At 56.1% G+C, this 15,208-nt stretch carries 14 protein-coding genes; 5 read left to right on the plus strand and 9 right to left on the minus strand.

Annotation, left to right across the window (positions count from 1 at the left end; translation table 11 throughout):
• Positions 1–79: 79 nt before the first annotated feature.
• The 8 genes from HB631_RS13535 to HB631_RS13570 all read right to left on the minus strand — a co-directional run bounded on the left by HB631_RS13535 (position 80) and on the right by HB631_RS13570 (position 7,428).
• The gene (locus HB631_RS13535; protein WP_213991695.1) at positions 80–724 is read right to left on the minus strand and encodes a CoA-transferase; all 645 of its coding nucleotides are present in this window, start codon (positions 722–724) and stop codon (positions 80–82) included.
• On the minus strand, positions 721–1,386 hold the full coding sequence (locus HB631_RS13540; RefSeq protein WP_213991696.1) for a 3-oxoacid CoA-transferase subunit A: 666 nt from the start codon (positions 1,384–1,386) through the stop codon (positions 721–723). Before HB631_RS13540 ends, HB631_RS13535 begins: the two co-directional genes overlap by 4 nt.
• A 2-nt stretch (positions 1,387–1,388) precedes the next feature.
• Positions 1,389–2,558, minus strand: a complete 1,170-nt coding sequence (locus tag HB631_RS13545; protein WP_213991697.1) for a thiolase family protein — start codon at positions 2,556–2,558, stop codon at positions 1,389–1,391.
• Positions 2,559–2,616: 58 nt separating this feature from the next.
• Positions 2,617–3,456, minus strand: coding sequence for a 3-keto-5-aminohexanoate cleavage protein (locus HB631_RS13550; RefSeq protein WP_213991698.1), 840 nt, complete (start codon positions 3,454–3,456; stop codon positions 2,617–2,619).
• Positions 3,457–3,709: 253 nt separating this feature from the next.
• Positions 3,710–4,705 (minus strand): enoyl-CoA hydratase/isomerase family protein, encoded by a 996-nt coding sequence (locus HB631_RS13555; protein ID WP_213991699.1) that lies wholly within the window; start codon positions 4,703–4,705, stop codon positions 3,710–3,712.
• 320 nt (positions 4,706–5,025) lie between these two features.
• Positions 5,026–5,922: a LysR family transcriptional regulator gene (locus HB631_RS13560; protein WP_213991700.1), complete on the minus strand. Its 897-nt coding sequence runs from the start codon at positions 5,920–5,922 to the stop codon at positions 5,026–5,028.
• A 203-nt stretch (positions 5,923–6,125) separates the two neighbouring features.
• Positions 6,126–6,998 (minus strand): phosphonopyruvate hydrolase, encoded by an 873-nt coding sequence (locus HB631_RS13565; RefSeq protein WP_213991701.1) that lies wholly within the window; start codon positions 6,996–6,998, stop codon positions 6,126–6,128.
• Positions 6,999–7,125: 127 nt separating this feature from the next.
• Positions 7,126–7,428: a helix-turn-helix domain-containing protein gene (locus HB631_RS13570; protein WP_213991702.1), complete on the minus strand. Its 303-nt coding sequence runs from the start codon at positions 7,426–7,428 to the stop codon at positions 7,126–7,128.
• 102 nt (positions 7,429–7,530) lie between these two features.
• On the opposite strand from HB631_RS13570, the gene HB631_RS13575 reads away from it, so the two are divergent.
• Positions 7,531–8,619: an NADH:flavin oxidoreductase/NADH oxidase gene (locus HB631_RS13575; protein ID WP_213991703.1), complete on the plus strand. Its 1,089-nt coding sequence runs from the start codon at positions 7,531–7,533 to the stop codon at positions 8,617–8,619.
• A gap of 50 nt (positions 8,620–8,669) precedes the next feature.
• Here HB631_RS13575 and HB631_RS13580 read toward each other — a convergent pair whose 3' ends face one another.
• Positions 8,670–9,323 (minus strand): Qnr family pentapeptide repeat protein, encoded by a 654-nt coding sequence (locus HB631_RS13580; RefSeq protein ID WP_213991704.1) that lies wholly within the window; start codon positions 9,321–9,323, stop codon positions 8,670–8,672.
• A gap of 239 nt (positions 9,324–9,562) precedes the next feature.
• Here HB631_RS13580 and HB631_RS13585 point away from each other — a divergent pair, with 239 nt between their 5' ends.
• The 4 genes from HB631_RS13585 (at position 9,563) to HB631_RS13600 (ending at position 15,124) form a co-directional block, all read left to right on the plus strand.
• Positions 9,563–10,588 (plus strand): pentapeptide repeat-containing protein, encoded by a 1,026-nt coding sequence (locus HB631_RS13585; RefSeq protein ID WP_213991705.1) that lies wholly within the window; start codon positions 9,563–9,565, stop codon positions 10,586–10,588.
• A 303-nt stretch (positions 10,589–10,891) separates the two neighbouring features.
• Positions 10,892–12,352, plus strand: coding sequence for an AMP nucleosidase (locus HB631_RS13590; protein ID WP_213991706.1), 1,461 nt, complete (start codon positions 10,892–10,894; stop codon positions 12,350–12,352).
• Positions 12,353–12,762: 410 nt separating this feature from the next.
• Complete coding sequence (locus HB631_RS13595) at positions 12,763–13,773, plus strand: Zn-dependent oxidoreductase (RefSeq protein ID WP_213991707.1); 1,011 nt, start codon at positions 12,763–12,765, stop codon at positions 13,771–13,773.
• Between the two features lie 64 nt (positions 13,774–13,837).
• Positions 13,838–15,124: an MFS transporter gene (locus tag HB631_RS13600; protein WP_213991708.1), complete on the plus strand. Its 1,287-nt coding sequence runs from the start codon at positions 13,838–13,840 to the stop codon at positions 15,122–15,124.
• Positions 15,125–15,208: the final 84 nt, after the last annotated feature.

Below are 15,208 nucleotides of genomic sequence, written 5' to 3' on the forward strand. Positions count from 1 at the left end.
CAGGTTCGACGTTATCCCTTGCGTCGTAATCCAGCGCGAACATGCCTGAAGCGTCTTTCATCACGGGGTCCTCCGGACGTTATATTTCCATGGTTTTCAAGGAATCGGCCACAATCAGCCGGGGCTCCACCTGGCGCTGGATATCCTCCGGGGTCAAGCCTTCCAGCAGTTCCACCAGCACCAGTCCGTCGTCGGTAACGTCAATGACGCACTGTTCGGTGACGATATGATTGACACAGTGTTTACCCGTCAGCGGATAACTGCAGGCGTTGACGATTTTTCTTGCGCCGTCTTTGGCGCACAGTTCCATGGTGACAATCACCTGCCGGGCGCCGTTCACCAGATCCATCGCCCCACCCATGCCGAACACCCGGCCGGGCTGCGCCCAATTGGCCAGATCGCCGTTTTGCGCCACCTGCAGGCCGCCCAGCACCGAGGCCGCCAGTTTGCCGGAACGGACCAGCCCGAAAGATTCCGCGCTGTCGAATGAGCTGGCACCGGGCATGGGTACAAAACGCATGCCGGTGGCATTACAGAACCCTTCCACCGCCAGCAGTCCCGAGGTCAGCGGGCCCATGCCCACCAGACCGTTTTCGGTATGGAACATCACGCCGGGCACCGCATAGTCGCCACACAGGCTGGGAATGCCGATGCCCAGATTGACCACATCGCCAGCGGAAAAATACCCGGCGGCGCGTTTTGCTATCCTGAGACGGGCATTCATTTGTTTTCTCCTTGGGTTGTCAGGATCTTGTCCACATACACGCCGGGGGTAACGATGCGATCCACGCCATATTCATCCAGATCCACCAGCATGTCCGCGTCCACCAGAGTCATCTGCGCCGCCTTGGCCACCAGGGGATTGAAGTTGCGCATGGTGCCGCGATAGGTCAGGTTGCCCAGCGGATCGGCGGTGCGGGCGCGCACCAGGGCGATATCCGCCCGCAGCGCGGTTTCCAACAAAAACGGTTCGCCGTTCACCACCACCCGATGTTTCCCTTCCTCCACCACGGTACCCAGGCCGGTTTTGGTGAGAACGCCCCCCAATCCCGAGCCGCCGCAGCGAATTCGCTCCGCCAGGCTGCCCTGGGGTACCAGCTCCAATTGGATTTTACCGGCCTCCACCAGCGCCACGGTTTCGGTATTGCGACCGATATGCGAGGCGATAAGCTTATCCACCAGACCATGATGAATCAGGCGGCCGATGGTGAGATCGGCGTCGCCGGAATCATTGGAAATCAGCGTGAAGTGCCTGGCGCCGCTGTCGATCACGCATTGGATCAGGTGATTGGGGACCCCGCAATTGGCGAACCCACCGCAAATCAGCGTCTGGCCGTCTTTGAAAAGGCGCGTGATTTCATCGGCTGAGGCATATTTTCCCGGCATGATTAATTCCTCGTCAGCAATACCGCCACGCCCTGGCCGCCACCGACACAGAATGTGATAACGGCTTTGTTCAGGTTGCGGCGTTTCATTTCATACAGGGTTTTCGCGGTAAGAATCGCCCCGGTGCCCGCCAGGGGATGCCCCAGGGCGATGGCGCCGCCATTGGGATTGACCCGCGCGGGATCCATCCCGATTTCCCGGATGCAGGCAATGGATTGAGCGGCGAAAGCCTCGTTCAACTCCCATAAATCGATATCGCTCACCGCCAGACCCGCCTGCTTCAGTAGTTTGGCGGTGGCGGGAACCGGACCCAGCCCCATCAGGTTGGGATCCACTCCCGCCGCCGCATAGCCGCGAAAAACGCCGAGGATTTCCAGGCCGCGTTTTTCCGCCAGCGAGCGTTCCATCAGCACCATGGCCCCCGCGCCGTCGCTCATGGGCGAGCTGTTGCCGGCGGTCACCACGCCGTCCGCTTTAAAACTGGGCCGCAGGGACGCCAGGGCTTCCAGGGAACAATCGGGGCGCAGCGGCTCATCGCGTGATACCGGGGTTAACCGGCCTTTTTTATCGGTTATCGGCACCGGTACGATCTGTTCGTCAAACCGGCCCGTCTGCCAGGCGGCGCCGGCCAACCGATGGCTGCGCAGCGCGAACTCGTCGAGCTGGCGGCGGGTCAAGCCATACTTGGCGGCCACATTTTCGGCGGTGATACCCATGGGCGGGTTGCCCAGGCTATCCGGCGAGGTATGGATATCCACAAACCGCGGCGGCTGCACCGAATAGGCGTTGTCGGTTTTTTCCAGCGACCAGGTGCGGCGGGAATCGCTTTCCACCCCGCCGGCGACAATCACATCGGCGAAACCGGCCATGATCTGGATGGCGCCATAGGCCAGCGCGTTCAGCGACGCGGCGCACTGGCGATCCAGGGTAATTCCCGGCACGGAAACCGGCAGGCCGGCTTCCAACGCCACCATCCGGCCCATGTTATTGATTTCGTTATTCATCAGGTTGGCGAATATGACATCATCTATGCTTTCCGGCTCGATGTTCGCCCGGTTCACTGCTTCTTTTACGGCGAGCGCGCCCAGAATATGCGCCGGTACCGGCGCCAACACGCCGCGGCATTTACCCACCGGGGTACGAACCGCCGATACTATGACTGCTTCTCTCATAACAACCTTCTTTTGCATGCCTGCGAGACCCATAGGAAGAGGCCGTGGATGGCCTGGTTTATAACGGCCGGAGCCCCAGCATTTTTCTTGCCCGTTCGGGTGTGGCCACCTCTTTGCCGAATAGCCGGATTGCCTGTGCGGCGCGTTCCACCAGCTGCGCGTTGGACGCCTTTACGCCCTTACTGAAATAGACGTTGTCTTCCAGACCCACGCGTACGTGTCCGCCCAATGCTATGGCGGCGTACAACATGGGCATATGGGCTTTGCCGACACCGAACGCCGACCAGGTGGCGTCGGGAGGAATATGCGCGGAGAGATAAAGCAGGTTCTCCACCGTGGCGGGCATTCCCCCCGGCACACCGAGGCAGAATTGGTAATGCAGCGGCCTGGGCAGCTTGCCCTGCTGGACAAAATAATCGGCGATGCCCAGCATGCCGGCATCGAAAATTTCCACTTCGGGTTTGATGCCCCGGGCGGTCAGCACTTCACCGAGAGCGCCTAAAAACTGCGGGGAATTGATAAACACGCCGCCGGGCATCCAGTTAAAAGACCCCGCGTCCCAGGAAGCGATTTCTATCCCGTTCAGGTTGGCCACATGTTCCTGGCGCTGTTTATCGCTGGCCCGGTTATCACCGGAGGTGGTGCAGTTGATAATCACATCGCAGTCATGGTGGTCGCGCAGCAGACGGATGGTTTCGGCAAATTTCCCGCTGTCCATCGTACCCAGCCCTCCATCGTCGCGCATATGGAGATGGACGATGGCGGCGCCCCGCTGCCAGCAGCGATAAGCGTCCGCGGCAATTTCTTCCGGTGTCAGCGGGATATTTTCATTGATGTCTTTTGGTGTCACCGCGCCGGTCAATGCGGCGGAAATGATGACGTCGTTTCCTATATTCATGGACCTGCCCCGCTTACGATTTGTATGAGTTTTTTTGCCGGTAAAAGGTTACCCGGATACACCGGCATCCAGGGCGTTACGCCCCGATCCGGGCGATGACGGGCCAGTACCCCGCGTGCTGCCAAAACGATGCAGCGGCAACAACGATTGTCGACAATGCACCGTTTTTTCAGTTTGGTGACCGTACAGACGGCCACCTCCGGCGACATGCGATAACAGGTAATCCGTTACCGAACCAAAGGAGACAGGCCTATTACTTGATTTCGTCTTCTTCCTGACCGCCATTGACACGCGGACGGATAACCTTACCTTTCTTCTCGGCCGCCTTGACCAGTTCAGCCTCTTCGTGCGCCCAGTGCCAGTAATTGACTTCGTGGGGACTGTGTTCGGTAGCGGTCACGAACATTTCGGTGGAGAAGGCGTTGCGAAGCTCGTTGGCGATATCTTCCTTCCAGGCTTTCCGGAGCTGCTGGGTGGTGATGCGGCGGGTGACACGGCTGCCGGAGCACATGATGAGTTCGGCAATTTCCCGGGCCCGGGCATAGCAAGATTCCGTATCGGGGCAGATCTCGTTGACCATACCGAGGGCAAGGGCCTTGCGGGCCGTGATGATCTCGCCGGTCAGTTCCGCATAGGCATATCTCTTGCGGCCCATCAGCTCCCGCCAGGCAATGCCGATGCCGTCGCCGGGGACCATGTTGACCCGGAAGTGCATATCCGTGGTCCACGCATCTTCGGTACAAAGGGTAAGATCGCTGAAAAGCACCAGATCGGTGTGGAAAGCGGCGCCGTTCCATACGCCGATGGTAGGCACTTCCACATCAAACACCTGGCCTTCGATGTCGTTGGTACCGTCATAATATTGATACGCATACATCTTCCAGGCTTCTTCCGGCGCGGAGTTGAACTCGGTTGCCGGGCCCCAGTTGCCCTTCTCGTCAAGCCGGCCGATACCCTTCATAAAGTCCTTTCCCGTCCCGCCGAGGATGATGACCTCGTTGTCCGGATCCCTGCCGGCCCAGTCGAAAAAGTAGTGAAGAGCCTGGTGCGCGGGAGCACCCCATTGGAGGCTGTCGCCGTTGGTATGCAGCCGGGCTTCGAGAATTCCGTTTTCCCGTTTCATGGTGAAGCAGTGTTTCAGTTTTTCCGAATACTCTTCGAAACGCATATGGGGAATTGTTCCCAATTCCTTATGGGACATTTCTTTACGTTTTCCATGATCAGACTCGTAATTGGCTTTAATCGCCATGGTTTACTCCTTTATGGCTTTATAAGAATTTATTGGAAGCGACACAGATTTAAGTCATGTAATTCACATTGAGATCTGGCGCTTTCTGGCAATAAAAACGTACCATCGCCCGCAAAACGAGGGAAATTCTTTTTATATTTTCGGCTATGCATTTTCAACATAACCGTTTTGGCAACGCTGCCGAAAACAAGCGATCTTTAGCGAAGAATATAGCCGCCTATAGATAGGCGGCCGTGTAATTAAATTAACATTAGGATTTGGTTGTAAATGAGGATTTTATTTAAATACATTTACGGGGGGTATGGATGGCACAACTCTACTTATTGTTTTAAAAAGTTTTTAAACTCTTTCAGAAATATCGCCACCGAGGGATTAGTATTTTTATTATCCCATACCAGTTCCAGATTGAACCAGCAGTCCTCTTCGACAATGTCCAGCATGACGCAGTTCTGGCCGGCCAGATATCCCCGGTGCCTGGGCATCAGGAGCACCGCGCGGTCGGTAAATTCCAGGTTGAAACAGCAGGTCTTCAGATTGGGATATTCTTTATCCAGGGTGAAATCAATGTTATGAATAGTTAAGAAGCGGGTGCTGTATTCATCGGACAGGGAAAACTCCCGGGGATCGACCCGCATTATCGGCCATTTGCTGACCTCACGCAGGGAAACACTGCCGCGACCGGCCAGGGGATGGCATTTATTGACCACCACGCACAGCGGATCGGTTTGAAAAGGCAGCGTGCAAAATCTCGATTCATTGACCATAAAATTAGGTCTGATAAGAAATCCCATATCGCTGGTGTGACTATCCAGTAAAGAGAGGGCTTCTTCCAGCTCGCTGTCGCGGCATTCTATGACGATATCCTCATGCTTGGCGCGAAACTGCGTTAGAAAAGTAATTAAAAATTTATGGATAGCCTCCCCCAGAAAAGTGACGGCAAGCCGGCGCCGGCTTTTCCCGGTAAATGACTGAATCGCCGATACCGATGTTTCATATTGAAACAATATTTTACCCGCTTCTTCGGAAAATAATTGCCCGGCGCTGGTCAGTTCAACCTTATGAGTATCGCGTTTAAAAAAGCTGACCTCAAAATACTCCTCCAAATATTTCATATGCCGGCTTAATACCGGCTGGGTAATATTCATCTTCTGCGCGGCTTTGCTAAAATTCAGTGTTTTCGACAATAAAACAAATTCATGCAAAAGTTGTATTTCCACGATCGTTCTCTTTTCACTGAATAATACACATTTTTATCTTACTGAAGAATATCCGGCTAAACCGTGAGAGCCATCAAAGGCTTTACGTTAATGGGGTTTTAGTCATGTTGTTTTTGCATAATCCCAATTCAGCGGCGGCATAACGTACGTTTATGTCATTAAAATGTGGCCCTGATGTAAATCAGGGCCTGATTGCCGCTCATCTATCGTAAAAACTTCCCTTCGATGCGGCGCATACGCGCATCGTCTTGCAATTCAATAATCTCTTTTACCGCGGGCAAGGTTTTATCCACTTCACTGATACCGCCGTCCCGGCGGATTTGCGCAAAAACGCTGCGCATGGCGCCCACCGCCGCGCGAATGGCATGGTTGCCGTAAATCACGATGCCCACTTTACCCAAGGCGGCGATATCGGCCTCGGTGAGCTGCGGATAGGCGGTGGGCACCAGTACCAGGGGAACCTGTCCCGGCCAGGCGGCGATGAAAGCGAGGATTTCATCCGGCGTGGTTTGTTTGGAGTGAATCAACACCGCGTCGGCCCCCGCCTCCTGGTAGGCCAGGCCGCGTTTCAACGCTTCGGCCTGGCCCAGGCCGGCGATCAAAGCTTCCACTCGGGCGATGACCATAAAATCCCGGTCACGGCGGGCATTTACCGCCGCCGCCACTTTGCCCTGGAATTCCTCGATGCGCACCAGTTCCTGCCGGCCCCCGGCGCGCAGGCTGGTATCCTTGGGAAAGGTCTTGTCTTCCAAGACAATTGCCGAGACGCCGGCGGCTTCATACTGCGGGATCACATAGCTGACGTTAACCGCGTTGCCGAAACCGGTGTCGATATCGGCTATCAGCGGGATAGCGGTGACCGACGCGATGGCGCGCATCATTTCCAGGTGAGTGCCCATGGAGAGAATACTGGCATCCGGCACCGCGTAGCTGGCGGACAGTTCAAAACCGCTGCCCCAGATGGCATCAAACCCCGCGTCCTGCGCCAGCTTCGCCGCCAAGGGGTTATGGGCCGCCATGGCGGTAAGCAGTTTTCCGCCCGCCAGGGCGTCACGCAGGATTCGGTTTTTGGTCATCGTTTTCTCGCTACTGTTGCGCCGTGAGTTCGCTGCTGTTCCATCGCAGTTCCATCGTAGCAACATCGCGACTTTATCAACGACGGGAAGAATTTTTTATCACTGCCGGGGGGAAAGCGCAATAAAGTTAAACCCGCTGCGACAATATCACGTCCAGCAAGCCGGGGAAGCGGGTCTGCATATCTTCGCTGCGCAGATGGTTCATATGCGTGGTGCCGACGTTTTGGGTAAACACCAGCCCGGCATCGCGCAGAACGCGAAAATGATGGGAAACGCTGGATTTGGGCCGCCCGCCGTCCAGTTCACCGCAGCTGGCCTCGCCCAGAGTGGCCAGGCGCCGAACGATTTCCAGACGCAGCGGATCGCTCAGGGCGTAGAGCACACGCTCGAGGACGAATTCATTGGCGGTAGGATGTTTGAAAGGTCTCATAAATTAACTATACCTAAAAGGTTGCCAGAAATCCATTATTCGAATAATATCGAAATATAGAAATATTACTAAGTTCGATCCCACTTTCAAAAGGAAGTTTTCATGTCAGCACTTTTTCAACCGTTCAAGCTTAAGGATGTCACACTCCGCAACCGCATCGCCGTTCCGCCGATGTGCATGTATTCCGCCGATGACGGCCTTATCAACGACTGGCATCAGGTACATCTGGCCGCCCTGGCCCGCGGCGGCGCCGGACTGGTTATCGTCGAAGCCACCGCCGTTGCGTCGGAAGGCCGCATCACCCCCGGATGCGCGGGCATCTGGAACGACGATTTAGCGCAGGCCTTCGTACCGGCGGTAAAAGCCATTAAAGCAGCGGGTGCGGTACCCGGCATCCAGATAGGCCATGCGGGCCGCAAGGCCAGCTCCAATCGCCCCTGGGAAGGCGACGATCATACAGCCGACAGCGATCCTCGCGGCTGGCAGACCATCGCGCCGTCCGCTATCGCATTCGGAGCCAATTTACCCAAACAGCCGAAAGCCATGACCCTGGAAGATATCGCCCGGGTACGCAATGATTTTGTCGCGGCGGCCCGCCGTGCCCGCGACGCCGGCTTTGAATGGCTGGAACTGCATTTCGCCCACGGCTATCTGGGCCAGAGTTTTTTCTCGACGCACTCCAACCAACGCCACGATCAGTACGGCGGTAGCCTGGAAAACCGCAGCCGTTTCATGCTGGAAACCCTGGCGGCGGTGCGTGAGGTGTGGCCGGAAAATCTGCCGCTCACCGCCCGTTTCGGCGTCATTGAATTCGACGGCCGCGATGAGGAAACCCTGACCGAATCCATCGAACTGACCCGTCGCTTTAAAGCCACCGGACTGGATCTGCTCAGCGTCAGCATCGGTTTTTCCACTCCCGACGCCAACATTCCCTGGGGACCGGCGTTTATGGGCCCCATCGCACAGCGGGTGCGTGAAGAAACCGGCATTCCGGTAGCTTCCGCCTGGGGCTTCGGCACGCCGGATCTGGCGGAAAAAGCCGTTGCCGAAGGCCAGCTGGATCTGGTGATGGTGGGCAAGGCGCACTTGGCCAATCCGCACTGGTCCTACTATGCCGCACGGGAACTGGGTATCGACCGTCCCTCCTGGACACTGCCGGCGCCCTATGCCCATTGGCTGGAAAGATACTAATTGCAGAAGTCCGTCCCGCCCGGGACGGACTTCGCCATGCTATAAAAGAGCTAGGCATTCACCACAATAATGCCCAGCTTTTCCAACAGCTGGGTCTGCTGCCAGCTGTCGATTTTCACCCCGTCGAGATTAACCTTGCGCAGATTCAAATCACCGAGATCGGAATGTGTCAAATCGCAGTGAGTAAAATTCGCCGACGGCCACTCTATATGGCCGAATTCACTCTCCGACATATCGGAACCGCTGAAATTGGCGCCCAGGATGTTCGCTTCGTTCCAACGGTTTCCCGTCAGTTGGCATTTTTCCAGGATAACGTTTTGGAAATTGGCATAGCTGAAATTGTTTTGCGTCAGTGAAGCACTGCAAAAAAAGCTGCGGCTGGTCAGCATATTCATAAAGCTGGCCCCCCGGAAATCGGCACCTTGCCCCTTGCACTCCTGGATTTCACACCCCAGCGCCTCGGTATTCCTGAAGTCGGCCATGGTTAAATCACAGTGCCTGAAGCAGGCATCTTTGATATTCGCCCGCTGAAAGGAGCAGCCGGCCTGTTGCTGCTCATCATAAAACACGCAGTGAATAAACTGTAACTCCGACAAATCCGCATGGTCAAAGTCACAGCGAAGAAAACGGCAATTCAGGACGATGTCTTCCCGCAACTGCCCACGGCTTATTTTTCGGTTATCAAAAGTGATATCCTGAATCATGTTATAACCCTGTGATTAAACGAGTATTCCCCGATCATGATGCGGAAATCACCATCTTACCGCAGTTCCGCATGGTAATGATACGGTTGCTCTTACCCCACGCGGCTTCTCTTCGCCCATGTTTATCCGGGCATAAAAAGTGGGTATTTTCTGAAAGTCTCATTCTCCTTTACCGTGTTACATTCATCTTGAATTCTAAGACGTATTGATAAGTCAGCCACAGAGGCTTAAGAGGGATAATGTCATCAATTAATATGAATATTGCCCGTGTAAGCTCGATGGCGGAATATATTTCCGGCATCGGTACCGACTTGGCAAGAGACGAGGCCACCTCTCCTCAGGGTATCCTGGAGCATATCCTTAATTTTTTTACTTTCGGCTATCTGCGCACGCAGCGCGCCGAGCAATATGATTCATTCTCTGAAGCCTTGGCCACCGCCCTGGACCTGGCGTACCCGGCCGGTAACTCCTGTAAAATCCCCGCGCGGCTCAGCGTCGATTTTGCCGGCTACACCCTGACCTTCACCCTGCCGGAAGAAAATCATCTTGAAGTGGGTCCGGTCACCATTGAGGTGAACAAGGACGGAAAAAGTATTCAGTCAACGGTGGATAAAAAAATGTATTGCCGCATCAGCACCGTTTTGCTGATCGAGCGCCGAACCGGACTTCCCCATAGATCCGTAACCTTAACGGATAGGGGGCATATTGACTTGGCGAATGCTAACCTAATGAGCTCCGATCTGCCAGAGGCTGACCTGAGCAGCGCTGACCTGCGCCATGCTAACCTGCGCGGAGCCAATCTGCACAGCGCCAACCTGTCGGCGGCCAACCTGAAAGGGATTGACCTGAGGTGGGCGATCCTGACTGAAGCTGAACTGGGTAATACCGATTTAATAGGGGTTGACCTGCGCGGGGCTAACCTGACAAACGCTAAATTGGGCAACACGAATCTGAGAAAGGCGAACATGAACGGGGTCGGCCTGAACAACGCAAACCTGAGTTGGGCAAACCTGACCGAGGCCAACCTGTGCGGGGCCAACCTGAGCGGAGCCAACCTGCGCAAAGCTGACCTGAGCGGCGCTGACCTGACCAGAGCTGATCTAAGTGGGGTTGACCTGAGCGGCGCTGACCTGACAGGCGCTATCCTGACCGGCGCTATCCTGACCGGCGCTATCCTGACCGGCGTTGATCTGACCGGCGCTGACCTGACCGGCGTTGATCTTAACGTCGCCAAAAGTGTAATTGAATTGAGCCCTTTAAGGTAAGGATTATCGTCTCAAACTCTCCCATTGGAAATATTAATACCGCTCAAAGCATTTTCAATCCACAGAAGCACACTATGACATTGGCGGCAGCCTGCCTGCGGTGATTGACAGCGGTGATTTACCTGTGCCAGGGCCGCCACAGAAATGCCCCGCGGGAAATTTTATCAATAATCCCGGGAGAAAGCGGCCTGTACAGGGCAATGAAATGATAAAATCAACATAATGCCTGCTGTTATATTCTTAAGAGCCATCGGAAAAGAAGATATCTGAAAATAGCCGTAGTGGTAAAACCAAGGAGACAAAATGGATAACTCTACATCCGGTATAAACTTTACCGCCGCCCAGGCCCTGGATAAACTGGAGTCGCTGTACGATGGCGCGGTGACGGCGCTGCGTGAGGCTATCAAGGATTTTATAATGGACGGCCGACTTCCGGACAATCGGGCGCGGGCCGATGGACTGTTCGCCTATCCCGAACTGCGGGTCAACTGGGACGGGGTGTCCCCGGGCCATCCCAAGAACCGGGCTTATGGTCGTTTTGCCCGACCGGGCTGCTACACCACCACCATTACCCATCCCCAGCTTTTTCGGCACTACCTGGCACATCAGTTGGAAATGCTGGAGGGTGAATACGCCGCCAGCATAGAAGTGGTGCCGTCGCAGCATGAAATCCCGTTTCCCTATGTGATTGACGGTTCCGATTTAAGTCTCGACCGCTCCATGAGCGCCGGCATTGCGCAGCATTTCCCCACCACCGAGCTGTCGCAAATCGGCGATGAGACCGCCGACGGGTTATTCACCTACGCCAAAACCTTCCCGTTATCTCATTTCGACGCCTTGCGCACCGATTTTTCCCTGGCACGCCTCAAACACTATACCGGCACCCCGGTGGAACATTTCCAGCCCTTCATCCTGTTCACTAACTACACCCGTTATGTGGATGAGTTCGTGCGCTGGGCCTGCGACCAGATTGCCGATGCCGACAGCCCGTATGAAGCGCTATCCTGCGCCGGCGGCACCTATGTGACCGCCGAAACCTTGAATCCCGAACAGGCGGTCTCGGATCTCGCCTGGAAAAATCATCAGATGCCCGCCTATCATCTCATTTCACGCCTGGGACGGGGCATTACGCTGGTGAATATCGGCGTCGGCCCGTCCAACGCCAAGACCATTTGCGATCATCTCGCGGTATTGCGTCCCCACGCCTGGCTGATGATCGGCCACTGCGGCGGTCTGCGGGAAAGCCAGATGATCGGCGACTATGTGCTGGCGCACGCCTATCTGCGGGACGATCATGTGCTGGACGCGGTACTGCCGCCGGATATTCCCATTCCCAGCATCGCCGAAGTGCAGCGCGCCCTGTATGACGCCACTAAAACCGTCAGCGGCATGCCCGGCGAGGAGGTAAAACTGCGTCTGCGCACCGGCACCGTGGTAACCACCGACGACCGTAACTGGGAACTTCGCTATTCCGCCTCGGCGCTGCGTTTTAATCTCAGCCGCGCGGTGGCGGTGGATATGGAGAGCGCCACCATCGCCGCCCAGGGTTACCGCTTCCGGGTGCCTTACGGCACCCTGCTGTGCGTGTCGGATAAGCCGCTGCACGGGGAAATCAAGCTGCCGGGCCAGGCGAACCGCTTCTATGACGGCGCCATTTCAGAACACTTGCAAATCGGTATTCGCGCCATCGAACTGCTGCGCGCGGAGGGGGATCGCCTGCATTCCCGCAAGCTGCGCACCTTCAACGAGCCGCCGTTTCGATAGATTCCCATCATTGACAACCGCCGCCGGAAAAGCACAACGTTAACAATTCGGCGACGGCCACCCGCACTGATACTCCGCCGGAAAAGCACGACAATGCTACTTCGGCGGATTGCTCCCACCTGTTGTTACTCCCCTAAAAGAGCAGCGCGTGAATCATCCGGCGTTCACACGCCGTCGGTCAAATCCGACGTCTGCCTCCGTCGACGTTAACCGCTATCCAGGCCGTCCGACTTTCGTGGAATCAGTCTTCCGTACCGAAAACATTCTCATTCGCAGGCTAATTTTGTGATGGGCTTCTGATTTCCATTCAAGAATACTTGTATGGAAGAATGGAAGCATTATTTTTAAGGTATAGCTTTAAGACATAGCTTTTAAGCCCTAGAGATTAGAAAAAAAGGAAAACGACCGTCATGAAAAGTGTAGTCATCAATAAGCCGGGTGAATTGTTTTTACAGGAACGGGATATCCCGCAACCCACCGACGGTGAAGTCAGGGTCAAAATCCGCTCCGCCAGCATCTGTGGCTCCGATGTGCATATCTGGCGCGGACATAATCCCTTCGCCCGTTATCCCCGGGTTATCGGCCATGAATTTTTCGGCGTGATCGACGCCGTGGGCGCCGGGGTGCACAAAAGTCGCATCGGCGAACGGGTCGCGGTAGACCCGGTGGTCAGTTGCGGCCACTGCTACCCCTGTTCCGTAGGGCGCCCGAATGTCTGTACCTCATTGCAGGTGATAGGCGTACACCGCGACGGCGGTTTCAGCGAGTATGCCTGCGCCCCGGCCGATAACGCCTACCACCTGCCCGCCGCCATTCCAGACTCATTGGCCAGCCTGGTGGAGCCTTTCACCATCGCCGCCAATATCACCGCCTTTCTCAAACCGACGGCGCGGGATGTGGCGCTGGTGTATGGCGCCGGTCCCATGGGGCTGACGGTCATCCAGGTGTTAAAAGGCGTTTATGACGTGGCGCGGGTGATCGTGGTGGACCGCATTCCGCAGCGCCTGGCGATGGCCCGCGCCAGCGGGGCCGACCTTACGCTTGATAATGGCGCGACGCCTTTGGCGGAACAGCTTAACGGCGAGCAGCCGACCCTGATAGTGGATGCCGCTTGCCATCCCTCCATTCTGTCGGAAGCCGTGGCGCTGGCCTCACCGGCCGCCCGCATCGGCTTGCTGGGTTTCTCCGGCGACCCGTGCACGGTGACGCAGCAAAGCCTCACCAGCAAAGAGATCTCGCTGTTTACCTCGCGGTTGAACAGTAAACGTTTCCCGGCGGTGATTGACTGGATGGAGCGCGGCATTATCGCGCCGGCCAAGCTGGTGACCCACACCCTGCCCCTGGCGCAAATCGAGCAGGCAATGACGCTGTTTGAACAGGATCCGCAGCACTGCTGCAAGGTGATTCTCACCATCGGCTGATACGCCCCGTGCGGTATATACCCCGCCTCGGTGCCACAAATTCTTTATAAGAACCGGAGTTGCTATGCTTCGTAACTTACGCTGGACAATCGTTTTCCTGCTGTTCCTGGTCTATATGATCAATTACATCGACAGGGTTGCATTGTCGATAACCGTACCGATGATAGAAAAAGACCTGTCCATAAACCCCGAGCAATTCGGCCTGATTTTCGGCAGCTTCTTTTTTGGCTATGCCATGTTCAACTTTATCGGCGGATTGGCAACGGACAAATTCGGCCCCAAGCTGGTCATGGGTCTGGCGGTAACGCTCTGGTCGGTATTCTGCGGTTTAACCGCTTTCGCCACCGGCTTCTGGTCGATGATGATCCTGCGGGTGCTGTTCGGCATGGCGGAAGGACCGATTTGCGCCTCCGCCAATAAAACCATCAACGGCTGGTTTCCGAAGAAACAGGCGGCTACCGCCATGGGCTTTCTCAGCGCCGGTTCACCGCTGGGCGGGGCGGTGAGCGGGCCGATCGTAGGTTATCTGGCCCTGGCGTTCGGCTGGCGTCCGGCGTTTGTGGTGATTTGCGCCATCGGCCTGGTGTGGATGGCGGGCTGGCTGTTTTTCGCCGCGGACAATCCGTCCCGCAGCAAGCGCGTCAGCGAAGAAGAACGACTGCTGGTAAATCAGATGAAAGCGGAAGTCATCAGCGCCGATGAAGAGCTGGCCCAGTCGGCCCACGGTCTGGGGTATTATCTGCGCCAGCCGATTATTCTGGTCACCGCCTTTGCTTTCTTCTGCTATAACTACATCCTGTTCTTCTTCCTGAGCTGGTTCCCCAGCTATCTGGTGCAGGCCCACAACCTGAATATCAAGCAAATGAGCCTGACCACGGTGATCCCCTGGATAGTGGGGTTCGTGGGATTGGCGCTGGGCGGCTGGATTTCCGACAGAATTTTCCGCGTCACCGGCAGGCTGCTGCTGTCGCGCAAGATCGTGCTGGTGGTATCGTTATTCGCGGCGGCGATTTGCGTGGCGCTGGCGGGTATGGTAAGCAGCGTGATACCTGCGGTGGTGCTGATGTCGGTGTCGATTTTCTTCCTTTATATCACCGGCGCCATTTACTGGGCCATCATCCAGGACGTGGTGCATAAAAGCCGGGTCGGAGGCGCCAGCGGATTTATTCATCTTATCGGCAGCGTGTCCGGTATCGTGGGTCCGGTCGCCACCGGCTATATCGTGCAGCATACCGGTAAATTCGACAGCGCCTTTGTGCTGGCCGGGGTGGTGGCCGCCCTGGGCGCCCTACTGGTATTGGTGGTGATCAAGCCGCCGAAACACCAGGGCAACCCGGTTTCCGCTTCCTGAAGACTCCTGGCGACGGACGGTTTTGACGCCCGTCGCCTCGCTATACCGCGCAACGGATAACCCGGCCAATCGTCAAAATGACTG

Source organism: Sodalis sp. dw_96 (genome assembly GCF_018449575.1).
In the GTDB taxonomy this organism is placed as follows: domain Bacteria; phylum Pseudomonadota; class Gammaproteobacteria; order Enterobacterales; family Enterobacteriaceae; genus Acerihabitans.